This window comes from Devosia lucknowensis, assembly GCF_900177655.1.
GTDB classification, from domain to species: Bacteria; Pseudomonadota; Alphaproteobacteria; order Rhizobiales; family Devosiaceae; genus Devosia; species Devosia lucknowensis.
Genome location: NZ_FXWK01000001.1, coordinates 808,910 through 835,480, shown reverse-complemented (window position 1 = coordinate 835,480; position 26,571 = coordinate 808,910). Strand labels below are relative to the sequence as shown.

The window sequence follows — 26,571 nt, the reverse complement described above, 5'->3', positions numbered from 1 at the left end:
GGCGACGCGCGGCCCGGAGGCCACTAAAGCTTTTCGATGCGGATCAATTGCGGTTGGCCAACTATGAACCCATCCGCAGCGATCTCTGCAAGCGCTTCGCGCACGGATGATTCCAAAGTCTGTTGAGTAATCATCACGACGGTCCGCGTCGGCGAGCCATCGGGCGCCACTGCCTTGGCACTCAAATCCGAACGCTGGATGACACTGTCGATGGAAATCGACTTTTCCCCCATGCGGGTCGTAATGGCGGCAAGAGCTCCGGGCACGTCCTTGGCGCTGAGACGGATGTAAAAGCCACCCTCGTGCGCCCGGTGCGGCGCCTCACGATAGGGCAAGAGCTCGTCGCTAGGTACGCCCAGTGGCGGCACGCGGGTGCCGCGGGCGATGTCGAGAATGTCCGACAATACCGAGGACGCAGTGGGCGGACCACCTGCCCCCGGGCCGGCCAGCAGCAGCTCGTGAACATGGTCTGTTTCCAGCGCGACGGCGTTCATGACGCCATCGACGCCGGCAATGGCGCTGCCCTTGGGCACAAAGGTGGGGTGCACGCGCTGCTCGATGCCATGCTCGGTGCGTTCGGCAATGCCCAGAAGCTTGATCTTGTATCCCAGGTCATGGGCGACCTGGATGTCGTGCTGGGTGATGCCGGAAATGCCTTCGATACGCATTTTGTCCGGCGCGATTTCGTACCCGAAGCAGAGCGTGGCGAGGATGGAAAGCTTGTGGGCTGTGTCGAAGCCTTCGACGTCGAAGGTCGGATCGGCTTCGGCGTAACCCAGCGCCTGCGCGTCCTTGAGACAATCGGCGAAGGAAATCCCTTCATTGCCCATACGGGTGAGGATGTAGTTGCAGGTGCCGTTCATGATGCCGAAGACCTTGGCGATGCGCGCAGAGCCCAGGCCCTCGCGCAAGGTCTTGATCACGGGAATCCCGCCGGCGACAGCTGCTTCGAAGCCAAGCTGGGCTCCGGATTCCTCGGCCATGCGGGCCAGGGTCACGCCGTGCTTGGCGAGCAAGGCCTTGTTGGCTGTTACCACAGGACGACCGATTTCAAGCGCAGCTTTTACCGCTGCAAAAGCCGGACCATCCTCGCCGCCGATCAGTTCCACGAAAAGATCGATCCCATCCCACTTGGCCAGAGCCACCGGATCGTCGAACCATTCGAGACCGGAAATATCAATGCCGCGATCGCGGGAACGCGAGCGCGCGGCAACGGCCACAACTTCGAGCTGACGGCCAAGTTTCCGGGTTAGTTCGGCACCATCTTTCTGCAGGATGCGGACCAGCGTCGCGCCAACATTGCCGAGCCCGGCAACACCTACGCGCAGGGGCGCTTGGCGGTCAGCGTCACCCAGTTCGGCCATAGCCTTAAGGATGCGCGCCCGCGTCTCGGTGCGCGGCTCGCGGCCATCACGCAGGTCGAAGACAAAGAGCGGATCTCCAGCCACGATGCGCCCGAAGCGGGTGGGTGTCCAACCGCGCGCGGAGATAAATGTTTCAACGGATTGGCGGAAGGATTGGATGTCGCTCATGGTGGCGCCATCTGCATAGGAAAGTGCCTAGAGGTCAATAGGAGAATGGTTTCGGAAGGCGACCTGGGTCACCTTCCGAACAAGGTTTCACTCGGCGCTTGCGGCAGAGGCGGCTCGGCCGATCTCAGGCAGCACCTGCGGGAAGCCCCAGCGAAGCGACATTGGCGTAATGGCACCCGAGACAGACATTGTCAGGTCCTCGCCGAACAGCCTTGTATAGGCGCCCTTGGCGACGAGCGGCGAGGTCTTGATGAGGTCGAGGCCGATAAAGGCATCCGCAGCCTGCTCGTTGTCGAAGAAGCTCAAGAGCATGTCCGCGGGGATTCGGTCGAAGTTCTCGTAGCTCACCAGATAGGAGATGCCGGTCGATACCAGCGCGCTGCCATCGACGGGGGGTGCCGGGACCATCCCGACATCGGCAAAGAGCTGGACGCGCGGGTCACCCTCGATACGAACGGAGACCTGACCATCATTGCGGTTGACGACGTTTGCGAAAACCGTGCCTGCGATGGCGGGCTGTGTGGCGACCTGTTGTGCAAGGAAAGCCTCGGTTTCGGCGATCAGCGTTGCCGCGGCTTCGCTTTCGCCCAATGCCTGCCCCGTCAGTGTCACGACGTCCTGCCAGCGGATCAGCCAGGGCTTGTTTGGATAAGCGACCACAGGGGCAATGGCGGAAAGCAGCTCGTACTCATCGGGAGTTATGCCCGAATAGGGAGCGATAATGACATCAGGATCGAGGGCGGCGATGGCTTCGAGCGGAGCCTCGGGATTGTTCGGCAAAACCGTCGGCATTTCGAGTCCGCCTTCGGTGATGGCAGCCTCAGTCCAGGGCAGAATGCCGTCATCGCCACCGCCATAGGCGAAAAACGGCATGCCCACAGGGGTCACACCCAGATCGAGGACGACATCCTGGGCAGACCAGCCCCAGGTGACGACGCGTACGGGTTTGCTCTCGATCGTGGTGGTGCCCAGAGCATGCTCGATGCTGACAGGGAATGCATCCTCAGCAATTGCGGGCGAGGATGCGGCCAGGGCAGCGAGGGCAAGAAAAGCGATGCACTTCATTTGATACCTACTTTGTGTTCTGAACATTTTCGGCGGCATCGCCAAGGACCTGGAGGTAGCGCGGGAGGCCCCAGCGCAGGGACAGTATGCTCGGCGGCGAAACGGAGGCCACATTTTCGGTGCCGACGAGTGCGGCCAGGCCACCCTTGGCGATGGGCGGATAGTTCTGGGCTTGGGGGGTGGCGAGCCACGCGTCAAGTGCGTCCTGCTCTTCGTAGTAGGTGATGAAGATGTCGGCTTCGAGCTGGTCGAAGAGCTCATAGCTCAACGGGTAGTAGAAGGCGTCATCGCCGGGGGCGAGAGCGCTGACGCTCGGATTCATGACCATGCCGAAATCGGTGAGGAATTTCATGCGCGCGTCGAGGGGCGCGTAGACGGCCATCGACCCATCATAGTCGTTGGCGCTGGCAAAGGTGACGTCCTCAAGCGCGGGGTATTTGGCGAATTCGGCGTCGACCCAGGCTGTGGTGTCCGCGACCAAAGCCTCCGCTTCAGCATCCTTGCCGAGCGCCTTGCCGATAATCAGCGTCAAATCCTGCCAGGACGTGGACCAGGGCGCGCCGATATAAGCGACCGTTGGAGCGATGCCCGAGAGGACTGCGTATTGATCCTCAGTGATGCCTGAATAAGCAGCGATGATGAGATCGGGCTCGAGGGCCGCAATCTGCTCGACCGGCGGTTCGCCCGACGCATCGAGAATGGCTGGCATCTCGGCGCCTGCGGCGTCCAGCGCCTCCTCCACCCACTCGTGCACGCCATTCTCGCCGCCACCATAGGACTGGAACGGCATGCCCACCGGGATGACGCCCAGGGCGATGACCACGTCTTCGTTGCTCCATCCCCAGGTCACAATGCGCTTGGGCTCTGTCGGTATAACGGTTTCGCCATGCGCATGTTCGATCGTTACGGGGAAGCCCTGCGCATGGGCAGCGACGACGGTCACGCAGAGGATGATGGCGCCCACAACGCTCACCAATCGAGTCATATCATTCTCCCAAGGGATTGAACGGTCAGCGCTTCGTTACAGCTCGACGACGGGATCGCAGTATCGGGTGCGCTGCTGAAGGCTCATCCATACGAAAGATGATTATCGATGTCATGTATTATTTGGGCGATGCCTGTCAGCGGCGCTGCAACAGGACCATCGCCTCGTAGTGATCAGTCTGCGGGAACATATCGAAGAGACGGACACGCGCGGGTCTGAAGGCGGGCATGGCGGCGATGTCGGCTGCTAGGGTCGTGGCATTGCAACTTGAATAGATGACCGTTTCCACTCCGGAAGCGTCCAGCATGGCGCAGAGGTTGGCGCCAAGCCCGCGCCGCGGTGGATTGACGATGACGGCATCAAGCCCCTCCAGCGCCTCGAGGGCCGTCGCGTCACCGACCGAGAACGTCACGTCGAGGAGGCCAGCTTCGGCCGCGCTGAGACGAGCCGATTCCACGGCCGCCGCGCTCAGTTCAATACCGTGGACGCGCCGGCCTGGCGCGGCCACGTGCAAGGCGAAACCGCCGACGCCGCAATAAAGGTCCAGCACATTGTGGGCGCCGACTTCCTCGATCCATTCCCGCGCTTGCCGATAGAGCCCCACGGCGATTGGCGTATTGGTCTGGAAGAAGCTGGCCGGCCTCAAATGCAGCACGACGTCGTCGAGGCGCATGGCCAGCGTTTCGCCATAGAGCGGGACCTCCTCATCGCCCTCCAGCACGGCCTTGTGCTCGGGGAGGAGGTTGGCCGTAACCACGGACAGCTGCGGCAGATCGGTAAGCAGGCCGGGCAGATGCTTGCCGATACGGCCGAGCGGCTCGGTGGAGCGCAGTACGAAACGCAGCATCATTGCGCCTTCGGGCGATTCGGTAAGGAGGACGTTCTTGAGTTCGCCTTTGCGAGACGGCACGTCGTAGGGCGTTATGCGGGCTTGACCGATAAACGAGGCAATCGCGGGGAACGCGGCGGTCAATCCTGGGAGCAGGATGCCGCAACCGGTGAGATCGATGCCGTGTCTGGTCGCGTCGAGAATGCCCAGGGTCGGCCGTTCCGTCGTGCCGCCGACCACCATTTTCGCCTTGTTTCGAAATGCCGAGGGCGAACTCGGCATGGGGGGAAGCCAGGTCGCCTCCGGCCACGGCTTCAGCAAGTCACGAAGATGCGACAGTTTTGCGTCGAGCTGCGCCCGGTACGAGGTGCCCATCGCCGTGCAGGAGCGGCACACGCCGCTGTCGAAGTAGCCGCACTGCATGGCGGCGCTCACAACTGCATCCACCCGACTATTCCAGCGTAGCGGTGGAGGCGACGCATCGCCTCCACGCGTGAGATTACTTGGCGGCAGTGCTCAGGGGCACGATATTTCCCTGCCCCGGCTTGGCGCCGAGAAGCTTCTTGACGTTACGGGCCGCCTGACGAATCCGCTGCTCGTTCTCGACGAAGGCCAAGCGAATGTACTGGTCGCCGTACTCGCCAAAGCCGACGCCGGGCGCGACGGCGACGCCAGTTTCCTGCACGAGGAGCTTGGCGAATTCGAGCGAACCGAGATGGGCAAACTGATCCGGGATCGGCGCCCAGGCGAACATCGTTGCCTTGGGCACCGGGATATTCCAGCCCGACCGGCCAAAGCTTTCCACCATGACGTCGCGGCGGTGCTTGTAGACCTTGCGTACTTCCTCGATGACGTCGTCGGACCCGTTGAGAGCAGCGACGGCCGCCACCTGGATCGGCGTGAAGGCACCATAGTCGAGATAGGATTTGACCCGCGCCAAGGCCGCGATCAGGCGCTCGTTGCCAACGGCGAAGCCGACCCGCCAGCCGGGCATGGAATAGGTCTTCGACATGGAGGTGAATTCGACGGTGATATCGATGGCACCGGGCACCTGCAGCACCGACGGAGGCGGCTGGTCTTCGTCGAAATAGATCTCGGAATAGGCGAGATCGGAGAGGATGAAGATGTCGTTGGCCTTACAGTACTTGACCACCTCGGTGTAAAAATCGAGATCGGCGGTGTAGGCGGTCGGATTGGCCGGGTAGTTCAGGACCAGCGCGATCGGCTTGGGGATAGAGTGCCGGACGGCACGATCGAGCGAGCGCATGAAATCTTCGTTCGGATCGGCCGGCATGGAGCGCACGACGCCGCCGGACATGATGAAGCCGAAGGAATGGATCGGATAGGTCGGGTTGGGCACCAGCACCACGTCGCCCGGGGCGGTGATCGCCGATGCCATGTTGGCAAAGCCTTCCTTGGACCCGAGCGTCGCGACGATCTGGGTATCGGGATTGAGTTTCACGCCGAAGCGGCGACCGTAATAGCTGGCCTGGGCCTTGCGCAGGCCCGGAATGCCACGCGAGGTGGAGTAGCGATGGGTGCGCCCATCCTTCACCGTTTCCTGCAGCTTGGCGACGATGTGGTCAGGGGTCGGCATATCCGGGTTGCCCATGCCCAGATCGATAATGTCCACGCCCTCGGCGCGCGCCTTGGCCTTGATCGGATCGATATGGGCGAACACGTAAGGCGGAAGACGGCGGATGCGATGGAAGACTTCGCTCATTTATTCCTCGGATGGCCTTGGGGCCGGTAGCTGACCGCGACGCGCACAGCGCTGCACCTCGACATGAGAGGGCGATTATCGCGGAATTATGGTTTTAGACGGGTTAAGCGGTCCTGACTGGACCTGCGCAAACTGTATTCGGCTCTTCCCGGCCGCCTGGCGGCCCTGCGGGAAGAGCTATCGGGCGTTTGCCGCAGCCGTGATCGCCGCCACCGGATTGCCGGCGAGCCATGCTCCAACCCATGCAACAGTGAACGGAGACGGCATGTCTCTTGCCCTTGTGAAATGTCTTCTGCTACCACACCCCGGCGTGGCCAATACCCTATTATGTTTTCTCACAAAGCTTGTAAATGCTGGATGGCCTTTACATCTAGTGGGTTTGCCGCAGCGGCAGAATAGTCTTGTCGGACAGGTGCATGAGCAAACGCGTTGCGATCGCCACTATCGGTACTGCTGGAGATGTGAGGCCCTACCTGGCCCTCGCTATCGAATTGAAAAAGCAGGGCCATGACGTGGTGTTGGGGACTAATTCCGACTTCGAGGGCCTCGTGACCTCGCACGGAATCGAGTTCCACAACCTGGGTACCAATATCCAGAACTGGCTGCAGGAATCACGTTTCGATTCCGCGATCAGCAAGATGAAGCTGCATCATTTTCCGCAGCTGCTGCGCCGTGGCCAGGAGCTGGTCGAACGTGCCGCGCGCAACGCCTGGATCATGTCGCAGGGTGCCGACGGCATCGTCGTGAACATCAATACGAGCTTCGGTATTGATATCGCTGAAGCGCTGGACATTCCGGTGATCATGACGGCGATGCAGCCGCTCAACCCGACGCGGGAATTCCCGATCTGCGCTTACGAAGTGCCCGATCTGGGGCCCACCTTCAACAAGCTCAGTTACATCGCGATGAATATCCAGCAGGGCTATTACGACCTGCCGCGCGACAGGGTTCGCAAGGAGCTCATGGGCCTGGGGCCACGCAAGCGTGGCGGACTTTTCCGCGACAGCCTCGGGAACAACCTGCCCACTCTCTATAATTTTTCGTCCATCGTTTCGCCGCGTCCGCGCGACTGGCCGCAGACGGCGGTCGTCACCGGCTTCTGGCATCTCGAAGACATTTCCAGCTGGACGCCGCCGGAAGACCTGCAGCGCTTTCTCGATGCCGGACCGGCCCCGGTCTATATCGGCTTCGGCTCCATGCCATTCGGAGCGGAGCGCAACACCCAGCTGCTGCGGGAAGCACTCGAGCAATGGGGCGGCCGTGCCATCGTCTCGCGGGGCTGGGGCGGCATCAATGTCGACGAACTGCCCGACACCGTGTTCGCAGTGTCGGAGGCGCCGCATGACCGACTTTTCCCGCTCTGTGCGGCCGTGGTCCATCATGGCGGCGCGGGGACGACGGCAGCCGGTCTGCGCGCGGGGAAGCCGACCTTCACCCTGCCCCAGGCCTATGATCAGCGCTATTGGGGCCGTCGGGTTCGTGCCCTGGGTTGCGGCCCTGCCCCGGTTCGCCTGCGCAACGTGACGCCGGAAATCCTGTCGAGCGCCCTGCACCAGTTGACCACCAATGCGGCCATGCAGGCCAACGCGGAACGGATCGGCAAGGCGCTGACCGTGGAGGACGGGCTCGGCACCGCCGTCAACTTCATTGAAGCCACGATCGATGCGGCCAAGGCCGGCGCGCGCCGGTATTCTGCGACGATCTAACCTCGCGACCGGCGAGACAGACCATAACTGATGACTACGCTGGCGAGCACTGGGCCGACCACGGCCAGCGCGAGCGTTGAGAAGAGCATCTCCGGCGCAGGATTGGCCAGGGCCACGAGCAGAACCATTGCCCCGGCAAGCATCATCAGGCGGCCGGTCCAGCGATGCGTTACACGCCAGTTACCGGCATCGCGCATGGTCCAGGGCAGGCGCACGCCGGCCACCGCATTGGACTGGGTCTTGGGCAGATAATTACCGACCACCAGCCACATGGCTCCGATAGCAATCGCCAGAAGGCGCGGCATCTCGATGGCGTGACCGAGCCCAAGGGCAATAGTTGCCGCAAGCAAGATAATGGCCAAAAGGGTGATGACGGTGACGACGGCATCGATCACGTGGCGACCGGACTTGTAGTCTTCCGGGGCGAAGCGTCGCGTCAGGAATAGAATAAACATGACCAGGCCAGCCATCAACGCGGGAAGCAGCAAGGCTACGGCAGCGGGCGCAAATGCGTCGGCCTCGCCTGCAAGGTTCCAGTGCACGGGAAGGCTCGTTTCGAGGGGCACTACGGCAAAGCCGACCACCGTGGCGAGCGCCAGGACCACGAGCAGGATGCGATTGAGCGTGGTCGAAGACGCAACAGAACGTGTCATGACTTCTTCTCCGTCAGATTGAGCAGCCCGGCCAGAGCTTCTTCGAGCACGCTGGCGTTCAGATGGTAGATGAGGCTGGTGCCACGGCGTTCGGCGACGACAAGCTCGGCGTCCTTGAGCTTGTTGAAGTGGACCGAAAGGGTGGGCCGGGTAATGTCGAAATGCCCTGCCAGATCTCCGGCGCTGAGCGGTCCGGCTTTGAGCAGGGCCAGGATCTTTCGCCTTACCGGATGCGACAACGCTTCGAAGACTGTGTTTACGCCCACGCCAGACCTCATTTGACGCCCGTCTAATTAGCGTCTCATCTAATTAGAGTCAATGCGAAATAGAGCCATCCATGTGCCGGAAAAAGAAAGGCGGCCCGGAGGCCGCCTTCAGAACTCATAATATTGCAGGGCTCAGTGGGTGACGCTCGCACCAGCGTCATCGGTGGCGTCGACTTTGGCAGCCACTGCGGGCTCAGCGTCGAAGTTCCACTCGATCGCCTCAGGCTTGCGCACCAGAGCGCGCTCGATGACCTGATCCATGCGGGAGACAGGAACGATTTCCATGCCTTCCTTGACGATGTCGGGAATCTCCTGGAGATCGCGAACATTCTCCTCGGGGATCAGCACGGTCTTGATGCCACCGCGGAGCGCGGCCAGCAGCTTCTCCTTGAGGCCGCCGATCGGCAGCACCCTGCCCCGCAGCGTGATCTCGCCCGTCATGGCGACATCGTTGCGGACCGGAATGCCGGTCATGACGGAGACAATCGCGGTCGCGAGTCCGATACCAGCCGAAGGACCATCCTTGGGGGTTGCGCCCTCGGGCAGGTGGACGTGAATGTCACGCGTGTCGAACATGGGCGGCTTGATGCCGTAGTCGATGCTGCGGGACTTCACATAGGCCTGCGCGGCTGTCAGCGATTCCTTCATCACTTCCTTGATGTTGCCGGTGACCGACATGCGGCCCTTGCCCGGCGTCATCACGCCTTCGATGGTCAGCATTTCGCCACCGACCGAGGTCCAGGCTAGGCCTGTGACCAGGCCGACCTGAGCTTCGGCTTCGATCTCGCCATGCTTGAAGATCATCGGCCCAAGATATTCGGCGAGTTTTTCTTCGGTGATCTCGATGGACTTGACCTTGGTGCGAACGATGTCCGTCACTGCCTTGCGCATCAGCTTGGAGATTTCGCGCTTGAGATTACGGACGCCGGCTTCACGGGTGTAGCCGCGAATGACCTTCATCAGCATCTCGTCGGAGAGCACGAACTCGCCATGCGCCACGCCATTTTCCTTGGCGGCCTCGGGGATCAGGTGCTGCTTGGCGATCGCGTGCTTTTCCTCCTCGGTGTAACCCGAGAGACGAATGATCTCCATGCGGTCCATCAGCGGGCCGGGAATGTTGAGCGTGTTCGAGGTGGTCACGAACATCACATCCGAGAGGTCGAAATCGACCTCCAGGTAGTGATCGGCGAACGTGTTGTTCTGCTCGGGATCGAGCACTTCGAGCAGCGCCGACGACGGATCGCCGCGGAAGTCCTGGCCCATCTTGTCGATCTCGTCGAGCAGGAACAGCGGGTTGTTCTTTCCCACCTTCTTGAGCGACTGGATGATCTTGCCGGGCATTGAGCCGATATAGGTGCGGCGGTGACCGCGGATCTCGGCTTCGTCACGGACGCCACCGAGAGCCATGCGCACGAATTCGCGACCCGTTGCCTTGGCGATCGACTTGCCGAGCGAGGTCTTGCCGACACCCGGAGGGCCGACGAGGCAGAGGATCGGACCCTTGAGCGTGCCCGTACGAGCCTGCACGGCCAGGTACTCGAGAATGCGCTCCTTGACCTTCTCTAGACCATAGTGATCGGCATCCAGAACCTTCTCGGCCAGGGCCAGGTCGCGCTTGACCTTGCTCTTCTTGCCCCAGGGCAGCCCGAGAAGCGTATCGAGATAGTTCCGCACGACCGTGGCTTCGGCCGACATCGGGCTCATGCCCTTGAGCTTCTTGATCTCGCCTTCGGCCTTGGCCTTGGCTTCCTTGCTCAGCTTGGTCTTGGCGACGCGATCTTCGAGCTCGGTGATCTCATTGGCACCGTCTTCGCCGTCGCCAAGTTCCTTCTGGATCGCCTTCATCTGCTCGTTGAGATAGTACTCGCGCTGCGTCTTTTCCATCTGGCGCTTGACGCGCGAGCGGATGCGCTTTTCCACCTGCAGGACGCCGATCTCGCCTTCCATGAGGCCGATGACCTTCTGCAACCGCTCGATGACGGAAACGGTGAGCAGCAGGTCTTCCTTCTCGGGGATCTTGATGACGAGGTGGCTGGCGATCGTATCAGCAAGCTTGCTCGCATTCTCGATCTGCCCGACGGCAGCGACGACCTCGGCCGAGATTTTCTTGTTGAGCTTGACGTAGTTCTCGAACTCGGACTGCGCCGAACGGGCGAGCGCCTCAATTTCGGTCGCGTCTTCAGTCGGCTCGGGCAAGATGGATGCTTCGGCCTCGAAGTAGTCCTCGGTCTGTAGATAGTTATCGATGGTGGCGCGGTTCAGCCCTTCCACCAGGACCTTCACCGTGCCGTCGGGAAGCTTCAGCAGCTGCAGAACGGTGGCAATAGTGCCCGTGGGGTAAATCTGATCCGGCGCCGGGTCGTCGTCCTGCGCGTTCTTCTGCGTGACAACGAGGATGTGCTTGTCATCGCGCATGACTTCTTCGAGCGCCTTGACGGATTTTTCGCGGCCCACGAAGAGCGGCACGATCATGCCAGGGAAGACGACGATGTCGCGTAGGGGGAGCACCGGGTAAACCCGGTCCCGGCTTGTTTCGCCGGTGGAGGTAACTTCCGACATCACATTTCCTTTCCGGGGCGCGCCGGAGGGAGGAAGTGGTAGCGCGCCCGTATTGCGACTGCCCAATCCTCAGAAGGCTGGGCGATTCAGGTTAATAAATAGGGTGGACCACCCTGCCCGCAAGTCACGCTTTGCAGAATTGTGACCGTTAGCGTTACTTCGCACAGGAGATATGCAAAGAGGGCGGAAACACCGGTGTGCCTTGGGAGCAATCGCGCAAGTCCCTCTCGGCAGCCGCTTCATTCATCCCTAAAGTCTGGACGACGCATCAGAACACAAGGATGTCAGCCATGACCCAACAAGCCCGCCCCCGCCGTATCGACCTTCTAGGCGTTGCCACGGCTTCAGGCGCGTCCGTGCGCGGTTGTGGCATGGGGCCCGAGGCGCTGCGTGTGGCCGGCCTTGTCGAGGCACTCATGGAGCTCGAGCATGTGGTGGCCGACCATGGGGACCTGCGGCGACCACAGCCGGAACTGTCGCTCGACCCGTCAAGCACCCGCCTTCCCGATGAGCGGAAGGCCGATGTGCTTGACCTTGCTGCCCGTGCCAGCGATGCGGGTCTTGCCATTCTTCAGGACGGGTATTTCCCGCTCTTCATCGGCGGGGATCACTCGATCTCCATGGGCACGATCTCTGCGGTGGCGCGGCATTGCGCACCCAAGGGAAAGCCGGTGCATGTGATCTGGGTCGATGCCCATGCCGACTACAACACGCCGGACACCTCGCCCTCGGGCAATCTCCACGGGATGCCTCTGGCGCTGCTTTGCGGGGAGACTGAATTCGACGAAAGTTTCCGCGGGGCCTGGCTGGGCAGGATCGACCCACATGACGTGACGATCTTCGGGGCTCGGTCGATTGACCGGGAGGAGCGCCGGCTGGTTCAGGCGCGTGGCGTCGACGTGGTGGACATGCGCAAGATCGACCAGCTCGGCGTTGTCGCTGCCCTCCAGAAGGTGATCGACAAGGCGCGCGCGGCCGGTGCGCACCTGCATGTGAGTTTCGACGTCGACTCGATCGATCCAGCCATCGCACCGGGCGGAGGAACACTGGTGCCGGGCGGCCTCACCTATCGAGAGGCGCATCTGGTGATGGAAATGCTGCACGACAGCGGTCTGGTGGGGTCGCTGGACGTGGTGGAGCTCAACCCGTTTCTCGACCACGGCGGCAAGACGGCGACACTGATGGTGGATCTGGTCGCGAGCCTCTTCGGCCGCTCCATCATGGGCGAGGAGGCTGGCCCAGTGGAGTTCATTACGGAAGGCTAGGCCGCCAGGGGTAGGCCAATCACCGCGCAATCGCGCCCGCTTGCCTTGGCCTGATAGAGCGCATTGTCGGCGCGCCGGTAAAGATTGTTGAGGCCGTCGTCCTCGGGACCCGCTTGGGCAACGCCGGCGCTGAAGCGAACTGGTTCGCCGTCGGGCAGGCGAAGAGCCTGAGCGAAGTCGTCGCGAAGACGCTCGATGAAGCCGTGGACAGATTTGGCGTCGACACCGACATAGATCAGGCAGAATTCCTCGCCGCCCATGCGCGCGGCGACCGTGGGTGCGGGCGTTGCGGCGGCGGTGGCAGCACCGAAGGCGGCCAGCACGCGATCTCCCTCTTCGTGGCCCCAGCGATCATTGATGCGTTTGAAGTAATCGAGATCGAGCGCAACGATCGTCAGCGCCGTGCCTTGCCAGCGCGACTGCGTCCAGAGCTTACGCCCCTGCTCGTGGAGGTACCGGCGATTGGCGAGCCCCGTCAGCTCGTCACGGAAGGCCAATGCAGCCAGGCGGGCTTCCGCACGATCCTTGAGGGCCGCGAGCCAGGAGAGAATGATCAGCGTCGTGCCGATATAGCTGCCGAGGAAGGCAGCGGAATTGGCGGGGTCGCCTGACGTCGCATAAAGGCTGAAACTGCCGAAGAACAGCAGTTCGATGGGGCGCGAAATGGCGCTGAAAAACGAGAACGTGTATCCCAGCGCCATGAGCACGGCGGTGCTGCGCCGAACGGCGAGCCGCCCGTAGAGCATGATGAAGGTCGAGGCCGCACCAAGCTGCAATCCAAGCACCACGCAGCTGAGAATGGATGCGTCCGTCGCCGGCATTTGCAGAACGACGATGCCCAGCGCCACGCCGACCGGCGGAACAACGAACCAGGCCGAATGTACCTTTCGGCCGGTCATGACAACCACAGCGGCCCACTGCAACGAAACGGTGCCACTGATGCAGCCTGCGTAGATGGCAACGATATAGAGATTTTCAGTGGCGACAGCGGCGATGATGCTGACCCAGCTCAGGATGGCCATAACCAGGGACCAGCAGAAGATCGCCGTTTCCGGGCGATCCTTGCGCAGGGTCATGATGGGGATGCCGATAGCGAAGACGACGATGCTGACGACGCGCGCCAGCACCAGGGTCGGCATATCCAATTCAAAGGCTGCGTGCACAGCGCCCCCTGCGGCCAAAACCAAACGGCCCCCGGTGATTTAAACCGGAGGCCGTAAACGATTGGTTTTGCTGCGACGATTGTTACGCGGTTGCGGGCGCATCGTCCTTCTTGCGCTCGGAATAGATATAGAGCGGACGAACGTCGCGGCCACGCACCACTTCTTCGCTGATCACCACTTCCTCGACGCCTTCGAGCGACGGGAGATCATACATGGTGTCGAGCAGGATACCTTCAAGGATCGACCGGAGACCGCGGGCGCCCGTCTTGCGCTCGATGGCCTTCTCGGCAATCGCCTTGAGAGCATCTTCGTGGAACGTCAGTTCGACTTCTTCCATCTGGAACAGGCGCTGATACTGGCGAACCAGAGCATTCTTCGGCGCAGTCAGAATTTCGATGAGAGCCGGAATGTCGAGGTCTTCAAGAGTGGCGAGGATCGGCAGACGGCCGATAAATTCGGGGATCAGGCCGAAGCGGACCAAGTCCTCTGGCTCGACATCGGCGAGAATCTGGCCGACGCGACGATCGTTCGGATCCTTGACCGTGGCCGAGAAGCCGATGCCCGAACCTTCGCCGCGGGCCGAAATGATCTTTTCGAGACCGGCAAAGGCGCCGCCGCAGATGAAGAGGATATTGGTGGTGTCCACCTGCAAGAATTCCTGCTGCGGATGCTTGCGGCCACCCTGCGGAGGCACGGAGGCAACGGTGCCTTCCATGATCTTGAGGAGCGCCTGCTGCACGCCTTCGCCCGACACGTCGCGGGTGATCGAGGGGTTGTCCGACTTGCGCGAAATCTTGTCGACTTCGTCGATATAGACGATGCCGCGCTGGGCTTTTTCGACATTGTAGTCGGCGGCCTGGAGCAGCTTGAGAATGATGTTCTCGACGTCCTCACCGACATAGCCGGCTTCGGTCAGCGTGGTCGCATCGGCCATCGTGAAGGGCACATCGAGGATGCGCGCCATGGTCTGGGCCAGCAGCGTCTTGCCCGAGCCAGTGGGCCCGATGAGCATGATGTTGGACTTGGAGAGTTCCACGTCCTGGTTCTTCTGAGCGTGATGCAGCCGCTTGTAGTGATTGTGGACGGCCACGGAGAGGACGCGCTTGGCGCGGAACTGGCCGATGACATAGTCGTCCAGCACCTTGCAGATTTCCGCAGGAGTGGGCACGCCGTCGGAGGACTTGACCATCGAGGTCTTGTTCTCTTCGCGGATGATGTCCATGCACAGCTCGACGCATTCATCACAGATGAACACGGTCGGACCGGCGATCAGCTTGCGTACTTCATGCTGCGACTTGCCGCAGAACGAGCAGTAAAGCGTGTTCTTGGAGGTTTCGCCGTTCGTCGTCTCTTTGGACATCCAGTCACTCCCGGGGATTGAGCATCCCCAAATTCAAGCGTCGCCTGGCAGGCTAGCGCTCAAGGCATAAAGAAAGTCTAAGCCGAAACGACCTTAAAGGCCGTTCCGGCTGGGTGCAATTGCGCACGGATCACAGTCCACGGCGCATCAGCATTGTGCTTAACGCGCGTCACGCTCAGGCGGATGCCTCGGGGACCGCGCGCTTTTCCATGACGGTATCGATCAGGCCAAAGGCCTTGGCTTCTTCCGGCGACAAGAAGCGATCACGCTCAAGAGCGTTCTCGATTTCCTCATAGGTGCGGCCGGTGTGCTTTTCATAAATCTGATTAAGACGGCGCTTCAAACCCTCGACTTCCTTGGCATGAATCAGGATGTCGGTGACCTGACCCTGGAAGCCGCCTGAGGGCTGATGGACCATAACGCGGGAGTTCGGGAGGCTCGAGCGCATGCCGGCTTCACCCGCTGCGAGCAGCAGCGAACCCATGGACGCCGCCTGGCCCATGACCATGGTGGCGACGGCGGGACGGATGAACTGCATGGTGTCGTAAATCGACAGACCAGCCGTCACGACACCGCCAGGCGAATTGATATAGAGCGCGATTTCCTTCTTCGGGTTCTCTGATTCGAGAAACAGAAGCTGCGCAACGATGAGCGAGGCCATGTTGTCCTCGACCACGCCGGTCACGAAAATGATGCGCTCGCGCAGGAGCCGCGAGTAGATGTCGAAGGCGCGTTCGCCGCGGTTCGACTGCTCGACCACCATGGGAACGAGCGTGTTCATATAGATATCGTGCGGATCCCGCATAGTTTGCCCCTTGGCCATGCTCCGGGTCGCGGACCGGGTTGCAGGCTTGGTTGTTTAGGCATGCCCCCGCCCCGAGCGCGCATTCGGAGGAGCAGTCTGGTATGCCGGAAAATCGAATCAGCGCGACTGGCTGATTGCAGGCGACACCGCCTTAATGGGCGGTAAAGGCACAGATAGGCGGCATTGGGGCAAGCTTCAATAGGGTCCCGTCCCTTCCGCCAAAGACGGTGAACGGCCTCAGCGGAAAAGCAGCGAGACGATCATGGCCAGAAACACCAAGGCGGTGACAGCCATGATGGTGCGACTGTAGGCCTGAAGCATCGCGCATTCCCGCAGCGCCTGGCTGCGCTCGGGCTCCGCCAGCCGCAGTGCCTGCTGCCTGGCGCGGTAGGAGACGCCCATTGCCGTCATCTGACCGAGGTTCATCTGCTCCCTGAGGCGTGGATCAGAACGCTGCCGCTCCTCGATTTGCTTGTACTTCCGACCCAGAACCGAATCCCAGCCGATTGCTACTGTCATTGAAACAATGAGAGAAATCAGGAAGACGGCCTGCCAGAGTTCCATGGATCAATCCGAAAAGCTGACCGCGATACCCTTCTTGCGGAAGTAGGCCTGCATGAGCTTGCGGCCCTGGCGGTTCGGCTGTGCGAGCTTGGACGTCTCGAACGTGGCCTCCTTCTGACCTTCGCGAGCCATCGCACCCTTGAGAGCCGCGATATGGCTGTCGAGATCCTCGTTGTCTGCCTTGATCGAGGCATAGATGGCGTCGATGGCCTGGGAATAGGTGATGTCGCTCACGGGGGATGCTCCTCGAAACTGTCAGCCTCTTCCGTAGCGATTTTTTCGGCGGGAGCAAGGCGGGAAGGCGTAGGCAGGTCGCGCGGCGCGTTCTAGATTTGACCGACAAATCAAAAGCTACGCAGACCCCGGACCATGGCCGCAATCATTCAAGTCAAGCCGCTCACCGATGTCCCGCCACATCTCAGCGCCTCTGCGCAACCGCAGGACCCGGCCTTCTACCAGGACCCCTACCCTTTTTATGCGCGCCAGCATGGGAGCCATCCGGCCTTTTTCTGGGAGGACTATGGCCATTGGTGCTTCGCTGATTTCAAGAGCGTGAGCGCACTGTTACGCGACAAGCGCTTCGGTCGGGACATCCTGCATGTGGCGACGCGCGAAGATATCGGATTGCCCGTGCCGAATCCGCATGTGGCGGACTTCGACCTGACTGAGAAGCATTCGCTGCTGAATCTTGAGCCACCTGACCACACCCGCTTGCGGACGCTTGTGAACCGAGCCTTCGTTTCGCGGCAGGTCGAGCAGCTTCGGCCCAGGATCAGGCAACTGGCACATGAGCTTATCGACGGTTTTGAAGAAAAGGATTCCGTTGATCTCATCAAGGCGTTCGCGGCGCCGATCCCCGCTATCGTCATTGCCGAGATGATCGGTCTGCCCGCGGACATGGCGCCGCAACTCCTCAACTGGTCCAACCGCATGGTGACGATGTACATGTACAACGTCACGCGCGAGACCGAGCTGGACGCCAATGCCGCCGCGGCCGATTTCACGGCTTATCTGCGCGATGTCATCGCGGAACGGCGCAAGTCGCCGCGGGAAGATCTTCTCAGCCACATGCTCATGACGGACCGCGATGGCGACGTGCTGAGCGAAGACGAGGTGATATCAACGGCCGTGCTGTTGCTCAATGCAGGGCACGAGGCAACGGTGCACACGACAGGGAACGGGGTGAAATCTATCCTCGAGAGCGCACTGGACCCGAAGACGCTGTTTGCCACGCCGGAGCAGGCGGAGAAAACGGTTGAGGAGTGCCTGCGCTTCGACGCGCCCCTGCACCTGTTTACGCGCTACGCACTTGTCGACACGGAGGTGGACGGAATTCCCCTGCGCAAGGGAGACGTGATCGGGCTCATGCTGGGCGCGGCGAACCGCGACCCGGCGCGCTTCGCCCGCTCGGACCGCTTCGATCCGTTCCGCAGCGATGGCGCCAATGTCAGCTTCGGTGCCGGCATCCATTTTTGCATCGGCGCGCCGCTGGCGCGTATCGAACTGCAGGAATCGATGAAGGTGTTGTTCGACAGACTACCCCAGCTGCGGATCGTCGAGCCACCGCGCTACGGCAATGTCTACCATTTCCACGGCCTCGAAAAGCTGATGGTCAGCTGGCGCTGAGCCGAACATCGCGTCGCAGCACACCACACAAAAAAGGGGCCTCGAATGGCCCCTTTTCCGGAATTTGATGTCTGACTTATTCCGCCGGGACAGCGTCGGCGTCGAGGTCCTCGATCGACTTGCCGTTGTCGTAAACGGCCTGGTTGAGAATGCCCTGTCGCTTGGCGACGATTGTGGGGACCAAAGCCTGACCGGCGACGTTGACCGCGGTGCGACCCATATCGAGGATGGGGTCGATGGCAAGCAGCAAGCCGACACCCTCAAGCGGGAGGCCCAGGGTCGAGAGCGTCAGGGTCAGCATGACGGTGGCGCCGGTGAGACCCGCCGTGGCGGCCGAGCCGATGACGGCGACGAAGGCGATCAGCAGGTAGTGCTCGATGCCGAGACTGATGCCGAAGAACTGGGCCACGAAGATTGCCGAAATCGCCGGGTAGATGGATGCACAGCCGTCCATCTTGGTGGTGGCGCCGAGAGGTACGGCGAAGGCCGCATATTCGCGCGGAACGCCGAGGTTCTTTTCGGTGATGCGTTCGGTGACGGGCAGCGTGCCGATCGACGAGCGCGACACGAAGGCAAGCTGGATGGCCGGCCATGCACTCTGGAAGTAGCGAATGGGGTTGAGACCGTGGCTCTGCAGCAGCGCCGGGTAGACAACGAACAGCACCAGCGCCAGGCCGATATAGATGGCGGCCGCGTACCAGCCGAGCTGGGCCAGGGCATCCCAACCATAGACGGCGACGGCGTTGCCGAGCAGGCCAATGGTGCCGATGGGGGTCAGCCGGATGACCCACCACAGAACCTTGTGGATGATCTTGAGGAAAGAGCGATTGAAAGCCAGGAACGGGTCAGCAGCCGGGCCAACGCGCAGCGCGGCAATACCGATGACGATCGAGACGATCAGGATCTGCAGAACGTTGAAGTTGAGGCTGGTCGTGGCCGAACCATCGGTGACGCGGGTAGATGCCTGCAGGCCGATGAAGTTCGAGGGGATCAGACCCTTGAGGAAATCGAGCCAGGAACCGGTCGAGGACGGGGCGCGGGCAGCTTCCGCCGCAACAGCCGAATTGAGGCCGGGCTGGATGATGAGACCGAGCGCGATGCCGATCACAACAGCGATCAGAGCGGTGATGGCGAACCAGAGCAAGGTCTGCCAGACCAGCTTGGCCGCATTGTTGAGTTCGCGCAAGTTGGCGATCGACGCCACGATGGCCGTGAAGACCAGGACGGGTACCAGGGCGCGGAGCAGCGAGACGAAGGACGAGCCCACGGTCGACAGCGTCTGCGTCAGCCAGTTGGCATTGCCGGCAGCATCGGGACCCATGGTGCGGGCGATGTAGCCCAGCACCAGGCCGATCACCATGGCGACGAGCACCTGGAAACCGAAGTTGAGGTAAAGCGGCTTTGGCGCGCGTGGGCTGGCGCTGGCCGAGACGGTGGTGGGCATGGGAGGAAGCCTTTCAGAGACCCGAGACCGGTGCCCAAATAGTGGGCGCGAAGCCTCGCAATTGGCCAGACACTACGCCTCTCTGTCGGAGAATGCAGCATATGGAATTGCGCCGCCATTCGCGTGGAATGGATTATTCTGCCCCAAAATTGCGACCGCCCGCAAAGACTTACCGCAGACCCCGGGTCAAAAGAGTCATCGATGCCGCAAAGGCAGGAAGACCGAGAAGAGTCGCCACAAGCGTTATGACGCTGACACCGGGCCCCGGATCAATCCAAGCAACAGCGGCAAGGAGAATGGCAGCCGCCGCGGTCGCCAGACCGGTCGATCGATGGACAATGGACCATGCCCGATCAGACGGAACCGGCCAGGGCATGCGCAGGCCTGCATAGGAGTGCCGCTCGGCTTCGAATATAACCACCGCCAAGACAATCAGCGTGGCGGCCAGGGCTCCAGTGGTGATCCGGAACAGGTCGAAATCGGACCCAATGCCAATCATCAGCAGGCCAAGCTGACAGGCAGCCGCTACTGACATGAGCAATGTCAGTGCAGGGTCGAGGATGTGCTGGACTTTGGCAAAGTGGTTTCGGGTGAGAGCACGGCCAAGCAGATAGAACGTCACGACGAGCGCCAATTGCACCAGCGGCGGCGTCAAGAGCGCGACATCTCGAGGCCAGAACCAGTCTACAGCGCTTCCCTGCCAATGCGCTGGAAAAGCGTAGCCTGCCGGCAGATGTGCCAAAGCGACGCCGCCTATAGCGATCGTGACGCAGAAAAGGAGAAGGTGGAAACGCGTGACAAGACTGGGCATGGCAAACTCAATATCGCCCCACATATGGACGCTGGCCGAAGCACTAGCCATAGGCTTCGATAAATTCCGCGGACGTCTTGGCGTTGGCGCCGCCAGGGCGTGGCGAATGCGTTAAGCGACGCACCGGCCCGTACCGTGGCTATAATAGCAAAGGGGCCGGTTTCCCGGCCCCCTGCACAATGGATAATCCGAAGCTTAGCGCTTGGAGAACTGGAAGGAGCGGCGGGCCTTGGCCTTACCGTACTTCTTACGCTCGACAACGCGGCTGTCGCGGGTCAGGAAGCCGCCCTTCTTCAGAACCGGACGCAGGGTCGGTTCGAAGTAAGTCAGCGCCTTGGAGATGCCATGACGAACGGCACCGGCCTGGCCGGACAGACCACCGCCGGCAACGGTGACGTTGACGTCGTACTGATCGAGACGCTCGGAAGCGACGATCGGCTGCTTGACGATCAGCTGCAGAACCGGACGGGCGAAGTACTTGGCGAATTCGCGGCCGTTGACGGTGACAGTGCCCTTGCCCGGCTTGATCCAGACGCGTGCGACGGCGTTCTTGCGCTTGCCGGTGGCATAGGCGCGGCCGAGGCTGTCAAGCTTCTGGGTGTGAACCGGAGCGGTGTTGGCAGCCGGCGCAGCAGCGGAGGTGCCGAGGTCTTCGAGGGAGTTGATGGTTTCGGCCATATTACTTCACCCGGACGTTCTTGGAGTTCATCGCAGCGACGTCGAGCTTGGTCGGGTTCTGCGCTTCGTGGGGGTGCTCGGTACCGGCGTAAACGCGCAGGTTCTTGAGCTGGGCGCGGGTCAGCGGGCCACCCGGCATCATGCGGCGAACGGCGTTTTCGAGGACGCGGTTCGGGAAGCGGCCTTCCAGCAGTTCGCGCGCGGTGCGGTCCTTGATGCCACCGGGATAGCCGGTGTGCCAGTAAAAGCGGTGCTGGTCGAGCTTGCGGCCGGTCAGCTTCACCTTGTCGGCATTGATGACGATGATGTTGTCACCCATGTCCATGTGCGGGGTGAACGTGGGCTTGTGCTTGCCGCGCAGACGCGAAGCAATGATCGAAGCAAGGCGACCCACGACGAGGCCATTGGCGTCGATCAGGATCCACTTCTTTTCGATCTCGCTCGGTTTTGCCGAGTACGTGCTCATATCGAAATCCTCAAAATTCAAGCAGCCGGCCCACGCATGGACCGGCCAGTTCGGCGGCGTCTCTAGGGGAGATTCCACATGCCGTCAACAGAGAATAATTTAGCGTGCAAAATCAGCCAGTTACGGAAGCGGTATTATATTACCGCGCACGGCGCATGTCCGCGATATAGGCAACCGCGAGGCCCGCCAGCATGAAGGCAAGCGCCTGATGGCCAACGGCGAGGCCGATGGGAACGCTGGCCAGGAGCGTTGCGATACCCAGCCCCACCTGGAGAAGGACGATGAAGCCGATGCGCGGCAACCAGCCATGCACCCCGCCAAAGCCCCCGTCCTTGTGGCGTTTCCAGATGAGCCATCCGACATAGGCGACGATAAGATAGGCAATGCCGCGATGGATGAACTGCACGGTCAACGCGTTCTCGAAGAGATTGCGCCAGGCCGGATCCATGACGAAGAGACCATTGGGGATGATGGCGCCATCCATGAGCGGCCAGGTCTGGTAGCCCATGCCGGCATCGAGACCGGCGACGAACGCCCCTGCCCCGATCTGCAGGACGACAGCCAGAAGCAGCAAGGCGCCAGTTGCGAGGTGGAACCCGGTGACGCGTCCCAGAACACGACCCGGGGAAAGCGAGCGCGCCACGTAGATCAGCGCGATGAACAGGAAGCATGCCGCCGTCAGATGCGCGGCCAGGCGATACTGCGATACGGAGGTCAGTTCAGTGAGGCCGGACGACACCATCCACCAGCCCAGCGCACCCTGAAAGCCCCCGAGCACGAAGAGGCCAAAGAGCGGCCATGCCAGATCTCGCGACAGCCGCTTCTGGAAAAGGAAAATCGTGAACGGCACGAGGAAGACCAGACCCAGCGCCCGCGCCAGGAGGCGGTGGAACCACTCCCAGAAGAAAATGTACTTGAAGTCGTCGAGGCCCATCCACGAGTTGAGCACGGAATATTGGGGGATCTGCTTGTACGCCTCGAACTCGGCTTCCCACTCCGCCTGATTGAGCGGCGGGATCACGCCCGACAGGGGCTTCCAGGACGTGATCGACAAGCCGGACTCGGTGAGGCGCGTGATGCCGCCGACCACGACGATCAGCAGCACGAAGGCAGCCAGCGAATAGAGCCAGATGCGGACCGGTCGCAAACGGTCGCTCGCATAGCTCACTTGGCCAGGTGCGGCATCTTGCATGGCGGTCACGGCACTATTCCGGTTTCAGTCAGGATGGCGGAGTGGTAATCCTCCACACCATGACCTGCAACAGCCCAGATGCCGCACATGACCCAGCGTAACCGCAAGTTGATAGGCGCGTTCCTGTTGGTCGGTTCGATCGTTCTGTGGTCGGTGATGGCGACATGGATCTATCTGAAGCTGCCGCAGGGTCTGCCGGGGCTGGTGCTGATCCTGTTCTTTATCGTCGCCGGAATGGGCTGGACGCTGCCGGCCATGCCGCTGATCAAGTGGATGGCCAGACCCGATCCTTCGGCGCCAGGACGCTGACGTCTCAGCCGGTCAGTTTGCCCAACTGTGTGAACAGACCACCGCTCGCGAAAACATCGACATAGCGCGGTTTCTGGAAGTAGCCGTTGAGCGATACGCGCGGGAGCTCTGTCAACCGATCAAGGTGGTGGGGATAAAGCCCGCCGGGCCGCGTGGTCACGGCAGTCCGGAAGCCGAGATCCCTGGCCAGTGCGAACTCCCGGGGGCCGCACGATAGTGGCCCGCCCAGAGGGTAGGAGAAGTGTCGCGGGCGGATGCCGAACTGCGCCTCGATGACGGACACGGATTGCGTCATTTCCTCCGCCGCCTGGGTCTCGGGCAGTTTTGCCAATTCGTAGTGATTGACCGTGTGCGCGCCGATGGTGCAGAGCGGATCGCCAGCGAAGAGCCGCAATTCCTGCCAGCTCATGATCAGATCGCGGCACTGCCTTGCCAGATCGTAGCCATAGGCGCTTGTGAAGTCGGCAAGGAGCGCCAGCCTCTCGGGCTCAGGCAGCTTGCGCATGCGCCAATAGAGGCGATTGAAAGCGTCGACCTTCTGGGCCACCGAACGCGTGTCTACATATTCGGTCTCGCCGTTCTCGCTAAACGCCACAGCGTCCTGGCGCGCAATGATATCCTCGATCGCCTGCCACCAGAGCTGCCCGACACCGTCCACAAAGGCAGTGGGAACATAGAGGGTGAACGGCGCCTCGTGGGCATGGAGGACCGGGAGGGCATGGACGAGGTTGTCGCGATAGGCGTCGTCAAAGGTCAGGACGACGAAGGCCCTGCCCTTTTCGGGGGCGGCAAGACGCTCCAATGCCTCGTCGAGAGAAACGACGTCGATTTCAAGCGCGCGCAGCCGACTAAGACAATAGTCCAAGAAGTCGGTGCGGACCTGCAGGATGGCATTTGGCGAGAAGTCGGCCGGGTCATCAGGCAGGACCCGGTGGAGCGTGAGGATGACCCCGCGCGACTTCGAGAGCATGCGGAACAGTCGCGGCATGTTGGTCAGCCACAGCAGTTCAAATGCAGAGCGGATGGCGGTGTATTTGAGTGACATGGTGTTGCCGCCTAGGCAGCGACCATTTCGGACAAAGCGGTGATCTCGACGCGGTTCAGGCCCGCCTCTACCAGTTCGCGCCATGCCGCTTCCGCGCGACCGATTTCGTCTTCGGCATCAGCCGCAAGGACGATGCGCCCCCCAAGTTCAGCAAAGACATCTAGGCTGGACTGTTGACCGACAGGGCCGGTGAGGACCACCACAACCTCGTAGATGTCGCCAAGGGCTTCGACAAGCGTCTGCGGACGACGCGATTGGCGATCGATCGTGTCGCCCTGCCCCCATGTGACCTCGGCAAATCCCTGATCTGCCGACTTCTGCACCACATCTCCGAAGCTTGCAGCCCCGGTGCTCAGATCGCTGACGCCAGGATTTTCGGTGCGGCGGCCAGAACCCGCGTCGATCAAGGCGACGCTGAGGCCCTTCGATAGCGCATCGCCGACGAGTTCCTCGGCCAGGTCGACGCTCACAGGCTGGCGCGCATAGTCGGCCAGCAACAACAGATGCGTCCGGCCCAGGACCAGATCGGAGACGAGATCGGCGTACCGCACGACGCTGGCACTCGGACGAACCGGCGGAGCAATGACGGGCTCATCGACATCGTATTCGAACGCGCCGCTGGCCTCGACTGCGACGTCTTCGTCGTCGATCTCGATTTCGTCGATCTGGGCGGCAACGCGGTGTTCCCGATCGAGGGCCGGCTCGGCCATCAACTGGCGGATGAATTCGCGTGCCGCGTCCTGGTGCGGCTGTTCAGGAGCGTCCTCGGCTTCCCTGACATAGACGTCGGGCACGACCCGCTGCGGTTCGTCATCGAAGCCATCAAACTCGACGGTTTCGACCATCGGTTCGGAGTCTTCCGCATCGATAAGCACGGAGGGCTCTTCGACGACCGGTGCTACGGCGACCGTTTCCTCGTCGGTCTCCCAGCGCTGTTCAGGTTCGAGCTCAGCTTCGTCGAAAGGCATTTCCTCAAGCTGGTCAGTGCTGGCGGCGTATTGAGGCACAGGCTTGAGGGCACGTCCCGAAAGAAGCTCGCCAAAGGCCACGAGGCCAAGCTGCACGGCAAAAGCCACCAGACCGACGGCGAGCATTATGAACGACGTCTTCGGGCTGGCCGGGGTTACGGAGGGAGCGGCCTCGGAGACAACACGGACATCAGGCAGGGCCGAGTTGGCATCGACGCGCGACGAGGCTTCGTTGAACCGCAACAGGTAGGCCTCGAGCAGATCGCGCTGGGCTTTGGCCTCGCGCTGGAGCCCATCGAGCGTAACGGTGTCGCGGGTCGCCAGCGATGCGCTGGATTTGGCGCGGGCAAGATCCGCCTGCAGCGAAGTTTCGAGATCAGCCTCGATCTGCGCTTCCGCCTCGAGCGCGGCGGCAACGCGATTGCCTTCGATCAGGATTTGGTTGTTGAGTTCGGCGATCTGGGCATTGAGAGCCCGAATGCTTGGATGATTTGCAAGAAGCGTCGCGGACCGCTGTGCCTGCTCACCCTGCAAACGCGCCTTTTCTTCGGAAAGGCGCTGGATGACGACGGAATCACGAACATCGGCCACTCCCTCGATCGGCTGATTTCTCTCGATGAGGCCGCGGATCAGGGTCGCCCGGGACAGCGCCGCATTCTTGCGCTCCTGGGCCTCGGTAATCTGGCCGGAGATTGCGGAAAGCTGCTGATCAAGAAGGCTGGTATTGTTCTGACCGGTGAACAGGTCGTTGTCGACGCGGAAGTTGGCAACGGCGGATTCGGCCTCCTGGACTGAAATGCGAAGGCGATTGATCTCTTCGTTGAGCCAGCCGGACGCGTCGGCCGTGTCGGAAATGGAGAGCTGTGCGCGGCGCGCGACATGCGCGGCGGCGACAGCATTGGCAATACGCGCCGATAGTTCGGGATCGGTCGTGCGGACCATGACGGAAATGATGCGCGAGTCGCGCTCCTGCGCGACGGTCAGCCGGTCGTAGAGCGCATTGAGCACCGTTTCATCGATACTGTTGGGCGTCGACGTGCTGCGCCCTGCCAGTTGCATGAGCATGCCGATAGGAGACACCCCTGCCCCAGCCCCGTTGAATTCGGATACCGACCGGAGGTCGAGGCGGTCGATCACACCGAGAAGTGTATCGCGCGATTTGAGGAGCTCGATCTGGCTGGACACCACGCCGACCTCACTAGCCGAGGGCGACGGAGCTTGCTCATTGGAAGCACGCACATAAGGGTTGGAGCGCGGTTCGACCAGGATGGATGCCGAGGACTCGTACAGCCTGGGCTGGAACATCAGCACGACGAAGGTCGCGACAAGCAGCGCCAGAGTGACAAGCACGATGCGCGGCAACTTGCGGACAATTGCCGAAAACAGAGCCCCGACATCGATGCGTGCGTCTGCTGATGCTGGCGACTCATATGTCATGGCGTATCCTCTTATTGACCAAGAACTACGCCGCTCGTGGTCAACATAGAGTTAACCCGCACTTGCACTTTGCAACACAAACAACGCCGCATAAGCAAAATGTTAACCATGCATGGAGAG

24 protein-coding genes are annotated in these 26,571 nt (G+C 61.5%); 4 read left to right on the top strand and 20 right to left on the bottom strand.

Features of this window, described 5'->3' with window-relative positions; genetic code table 11:
• Positions 1-23: 23 nt before the first annotated feature.
• The 5 genes from CCK88_RS03890 to CCK88_RS03870 form a co-directional block, all read right to left on the bottom strand.
• Entirely contained in the window at positions 24-1,364 is a 1,341-nt protein-coding gene (locus tag CCK88_RS03890; protein WP_244557495.1) for a homoserine dehydrogenase, read from the bottom strand.
• A 255-nt stretch (positions 1,365-1,619) separates the two neighbouring features.
• A complete protein-coding gene (locus CCK88_RS03885; RefSeq protein ID WP_170926341.1) occupies positions 1,620-2,597 on the bottom strand; it encodes an ABC transporter substrate-binding protein in 978 nt (325 codons plus the stop codon).
• Between the two features lie 7 nt (positions 2,598-2,604).
• Entirely contained in the window at positions 2,605-3,582 is a 978-nt protein-coding gene (locus tag CCK88_RS03880) for an iron-siderophore ABC transporter substrate-binding protein (protein ID WP_086469207.1), read from the bottom strand.
• A 136-nt stretch (positions 3,583-3,718) separates the two neighbouring features.
• Positions 3,719-4,858, bottom strand: a complete 1,140-nt coding sequence (locus tag CCK88_RS03875; RefSeq protein WP_210189899.1) for a methyltransferase domain-containing protein — start codon at positions 4,856-4,858, stop codon at positions 3,719-3,721.
• A 52-nt stretch (positions 4,859-4,910) separates the two neighbouring features.
• Positions 4,911-6,134, bottom strand: a complete 1,224-nt coding sequence (locus CCK88_RS03870; protein WP_086469206.1) for an LL-diaminopimelate aminotransferase — start codon at positions 6,132-6,134, stop codon at positions 4,911-4,913.
• A 416-nt stretch (positions 6,135-6,550) separates the two neighbouring features.
• On the opposite strand from CCK88_RS03870, the gene CCK88_RS03865 reads away from it, so the two are divergent.
• Positions 6,551-7,840, top strand: coding sequence for a glycosyltransferase (locus CCK88_RS03865; RefSeq protein ID WP_086469205.1), 1,290 nt, complete (start codon positions 6,551-6,553; stop codon positions 7,838-7,840).
• Here CCK88_RS03865 and CCK88_RS03860 read toward each other — a convergent pair.
• From CCK88_RS03860 to lon, 3 genes are all read right to left on the bottom strand, one after another.
• Positions 7,837-8,493 carry an SdpI family protein gene (locus CCK88_RS03860; RefSeq protein ID WP_086469204.1) on the bottom strand — a complete coding sequence of 219 codons (657 nt, stop codon included), beginning with the start codon at positions 8,491-8,493 and terminating at the stop codon, positions 7,837-7,839. The genes CCK88_RS03865 and CCK88_RS03860 overlap by 4 nt on opposite strands.
• Complete coding sequence (locus CCK88_RS03855; protein ID WP_210189898.1) at positions 8,490-8,759, bottom strand: metalloregulator ArsR/SmtB family transcription factor; 270 nt, start codon at positions 8,757-8,759, stop codon at positions 8,490-8,492. The genes CCK88_RS03860 and CCK88_RS03855 overlap by 4 nt, the downstream gene beginning before the upstream one ends.
• Positions 8,760-8,891: 132 nt before the next feature.
• On the bottom strand, positions 8,892-11,318 hold the full coding sequence (gene lon, locus CCK88_RS03850; protein WP_086469202.1) for an endopeptidase La: 2,427 nt from the start codon (positions 11,316-11,318) through the stop codon (positions 8,892-8,894).
• Between the two features lie 281 nt (positions 11,319-11,599).
• On the opposite strand from lon, the gene rocF reads away from it, so the two are divergent.
• Complete coding sequence (rocF, locus tag CCK88_RS03845) at positions 11,600-12,583, top strand: arginase (protein WP_086469201.1); 984 nt, start codon at positions 11,600-11,602, stop codon at positions 12,581-12,583.
• Here the strand turns inward: rocF and CCK88_RS03840 are convergent.
• From CCK88_RS03840 to CCK88_RS03820, 5 genes are all read right to left on the bottom strand, one after another.
• Positions 12,580-13,722: a GGDEF domain-containing protein gene (locus tag CCK88_RS03840; RefSeq protein WP_086469200.1), complete on the bottom strand. Its 1,143-nt coding sequence runs from the start codon at positions 13,720-13,722 to the stop codon at positions 12,580-12,582. The two genes, rocF and CCK88_RS03840, sit on opposite strands and share 4 nt — an antisense overlap.
• Positions 13,723-13,828: 106 nt before the next feature.
• Positions 13,829-15,106, bottom strand: coding sequence for an ATP-dependent Clp protease ATP-binding subunit ClpX (gene clpX / locus CCK88_RS03835; RefSeq protein WP_086469199.1), 1,278 nt, complete (start codon positions 15,104-15,106; stop codon positions 13,829-13,831).
• Between the two features lie 175 nt (positions 15,107-15,281).
• Positions 15,282-15,911, bottom strand: coding sequence for an ATP-dependent Clp protease proteolytic subunit (locus CCK88_RS03830; RefSeq protein ID WP_086469198.1), 630 nt, complete (start codon positions 15,909-15,911; stop codon positions 15,282-15,284).
• A 237-nt stretch (positions 15,912-16,148) separates the two neighbouring features.
• The gene (locus CCK88_RS03825) at positions 16,149-16,475 is read right to left on the bottom strand and encodes a hypothetical protein (RefSeq protein ID WP_086469197.1); all 327 of its coding nucleotides are present in this window, start codon (positions 16,473-16,475) and stop codon (positions 16,149-16,151) included.
• Positions 16,476-16,478: 3 nt separating this feature from the next.
• Entirely contained in the window at positions 16,479-16,709 is a 231-nt protein-coding gene (locus CCK88_RS03820; protein ID WP_086469196.1) for a hypothetical protein, read from the bottom strand.
• A gap of 135 nt (positions 16,710-16,844) precedes the next feature.
• On the opposite strand from CCK88_RS03820, the gene CCK88_RS03815 reads away from it, so the two are divergent.
• Positions 16,845-18,101, top strand: a complete 1,257-nt coding sequence (locus tag CCK88_RS03815) for a cytochrome P450 (protein ID WP_086469195.1) — start codon at positions 16,845-16,847, stop codon at positions 18,099-18,101.
• A 76-nt stretch (positions 18,102-18,177) separates the two neighbouring features.
• On the opposite strand, the gene CCK88_RS03810 is transcribed toward CCK88_RS03815, so the two are convergent.
• The 5 genes from CCK88_RS03810 to CCK88_RS03790 all read right to left on the bottom strand — a co-directional run bounded on the left by CCK88_RS03810 (position 18,178) and on the right by CCK88_RS03790 (position 22,692).
• The gene (locus tag CCK88_RS03810) at positions 18,178-19,545 is read right to left on the bottom strand and encodes a dicarboxylate/amino acid:cation symporter (protein WP_086469194.1); all 1,368 of its coding nucleotides are present in this window, start codon (positions 19,543-19,545) and stop codon (positions 18,178-18,180) included.
• Between the two features lie 169 nt (positions 19,546-19,714).
• Positions 19,715-20,380, bottom strand: coding sequence for a hypothetical protein (locus CCK88_RS03805; protein ID WP_086469193.1), 666 nt, complete (start codon positions 20,378-20,380; stop codon positions 19,715-19,717).
• Between the two features lie 171 nt (positions 20,381-20,551).
• Complete coding sequence (gene rpsI, locus CCK88_RS03800; RefSeq protein ID WP_086469192.1) at positions 20,552-21,034, bottom strand: 30S ribosomal protein S9; 483 nt, start codon at positions 21,032-21,034, stop codon at positions 20,552-20,554.
• 1 nt (position 21,035) lies between these two features.
• On the bottom strand, positions 21,036-21,500 hold the full coding sequence (gene rplM / locus CCK88_RS03795) for a 50S ribosomal protein L13 (RefSeq protein WP_086469191.1): 465 nt from the start codon (positions 21,498-21,500) through the stop codon (positions 21,036-21,038).
• Between the two features lie 139 nt (positions 21,501-21,639).
• Complete coding sequence (locus CCK88_RS03790) at positions 21,640-22,692, bottom strand: COX15/CtaA family protein (protein WP_086469190.1); 1,053 nt, start codon at positions 22,690-22,692, stop codon at positions 21,640-21,642.
• Between the two features lie 87 nt (positions 22,693-22,779).
• On the opposite strand from CCK88_RS03790, the gene CCK88_RS03785 reads away from it, so the two are divergent.
• Positions 22,780-23,001, top strand: a complete 222-nt coding sequence (locus CCK88_RS03785; protein WP_086470797.1) for a DUF2842 domain-containing protein — start codon at positions 22,780-22,782, stop codon at positions 22,999-23,001.
• A gap of 4 nt (positions 23,002-23,005) precedes the next feature.
• Here CCK88_RS03785 and CCK88_RS03780 read toward each other — a convergent pair whose 3' ends face one another.
• Both CCK88_RS03780 and CCK88_RS03775 read right to left on the bottom strand, forming a co-directional pair.
• The gene (locus CCK88_RS03780) at positions 23,006-24,046 is read right to left on the bottom strand and encodes a polysaccharide deacetylase family protein (RefSeq protein WP_170926340.1); all 1,041 of its coding nucleotides are present in this window, start codon (positions 24,044-24,046) and stop codon (positions 23,006-23,008) included.
• Between the two features lie 11 nt (positions 24,047-24,057).
• Complete coding sequence (locus CCK88_RS03775) at positions 24,058-26,451, bottom strand: GumC family protein (protein ID WP_086469189.1); 2,394 nt, start codon at positions 26,449-26,451, stop codon at positions 24,058-24,060.
• Between the last annotated feature and the right edge of the window lie 120 nt (positions 26,452-26,571).

What these genes read in the sequence shown, in the direction of transcription:
- CCK88_RS03890 (WP_244557495.1), bottom strand. Translation starts at nt 1,364, where the DNA reads ATGGCCGAACTGGGTGACGCTGACCGCCAAGCGCCCCTGCGCGTAGGT.
- CCK88_RS03885 (WP_170926341.1), bottom strand. Translation starts at nt 2,597, where the DNA reads ATGAAGTGCATCGCTTTTCTTGCCCTCGCTGCCCTGGCCGCATCCTCG.
- CCK88_RS03880 (WP_086469207.1), bottom strand. Translation starts at nt 3,582, where the DNA reads ATGACTCGATTGGTGAGCGTTGTGGGCGCCATCATCCTCTGCGTGACC.
- CCK88_RS03870 (WP_086469206.1), bottom strand. Translation starts at nt 6,134, where the DNA reads ATGAGCGAAGTCTTCCATCGCATCCGCCGTCTTCCGCCTTACGTGTTC.
- CCK88_RS03865 (WP_086469205.1), top strand. Translation starts at nt 6,551, where the DNA reads ATGAGCAAACGCGTTGCGATCGCCACTATCGGTACTGCTGGAGATGTG.
- CCK88_RS03860 (WP_086469204.1), bottom strand. Translation starts at nt 8,493, where the DNA reads ATGACACGTTCTGTTGCGTCTTCGACCACGCTCAATCGCATCCTGCTC.
- lon (WP_086469202.1), bottom strand. Translation starts at nt 11,318, where the DNA reads ATGTCGGAAGTTACCTCCACCGGCGAAACAAGCCGGGACCGGGTTTAC.
- rocF (WP_086469201.1), top strand. Translation starts at nt 11,600, where the DNA reads ATGTCAGCCATGACCCAACAAGCCCGCCCCCGCCGTATCGACCTTCTA.
- CCK88_RS03840 (WP_086469200.1), bottom strand. Translation starts at nt 13,722, where the DNA reads ATGCCGACCCTGGTGCTGGCGCGCGTCGTCAGCATCGTCGTCTTCGCT.
- clpX (WP_086469199.1), bottom strand. Translation starts at nt 15,106, where the DNA reads ATGTCCAAAGAGACGACGAACGGCGAAACCTCCAAGAACACGCTTTAC.
- CCK88_RS03830 (WP_086469198.1), bottom strand. Translation starts at nt 15,911, where the DNA reads ATGCGGGATCCGCACGATATCTATATGAACACGCTCGTTCCCATGGTG.
- CCK88_RS03825 (WP_086469197.1), bottom strand. Translation starts at nt 16,475, where the DNA reads ATGGAACTCTGGCAGGCCGTCTTCCTGATTTCTCTCATTGTTTCAATG.
- CCK88_RS03815 (WP_086469195.1), top strand. Translation starts at nt 16,845, where the DNA reads ATGGCCGCAATCATTCAAGTCAAGCCGCTCACCGATGTCCCGCCACAT.
- CCK88_RS03810 (WP_086469194.1), bottom strand. Translation starts at nt 19,545, where the DNA reads ATGCCCACCACCGTCTCGGCCAGCGCCAGCCCACGCGCGCCAAAGCCG.
- CCK88_RS03805 (WP_086469193.1), bottom strand. Translation starts at nt 20,380, where the DNA reads ATGTGGGGCGATATTGAGTTTGCCATGCCCAGTCTTGTCACGCGTTTC.
- rpsI (WP_086469192.1), bottom strand. Translation starts at nt 21,034, where the DNA reads ATGGCCGAAACCATCAACTCCCTCGAAGACCTCGGCACCTCCGCTGCT.
- rplM (WP_086469191.1), bottom strand. Translation starts at nt 21,500, where the DNA reads ATGAGCACGTACTCGGCAAAACCGAGCGAGATCGAAAAGAAGTGGATC.
- CCK88_RS03790 (WP_086469190.1), bottom strand. Translation starts at nt 22,692, where the DNA reads ATGCAAGATGCCGCACCTGGCCAAGTGAGCTATGCGAGCGACCGTTTG.
- CCK88_RS03785 (WP_086470797.1), top strand. Translation starts at nt 22,780, where the DNA reads ATGACCCAGCGTAACCGCAAGTTGATAGGCGCGTTCCTGTTGGTCGGT.
- CCK88_RS03780 (WP_170926340.1), bottom strand. Translation starts at nt 24,046, where the DNA reads ATGTCACTCAAATACACCGCCATCCGCTCTGCATTTGAACTGCTGTGG.
- CCK88_RS03775 (WP_086469189.1), bottom strand. Translation starts at nt 26,451, where the DNA reads ATGACATATGAGTCGCCAGCATCAGCAGACGCACGCATCGATGTCGGG.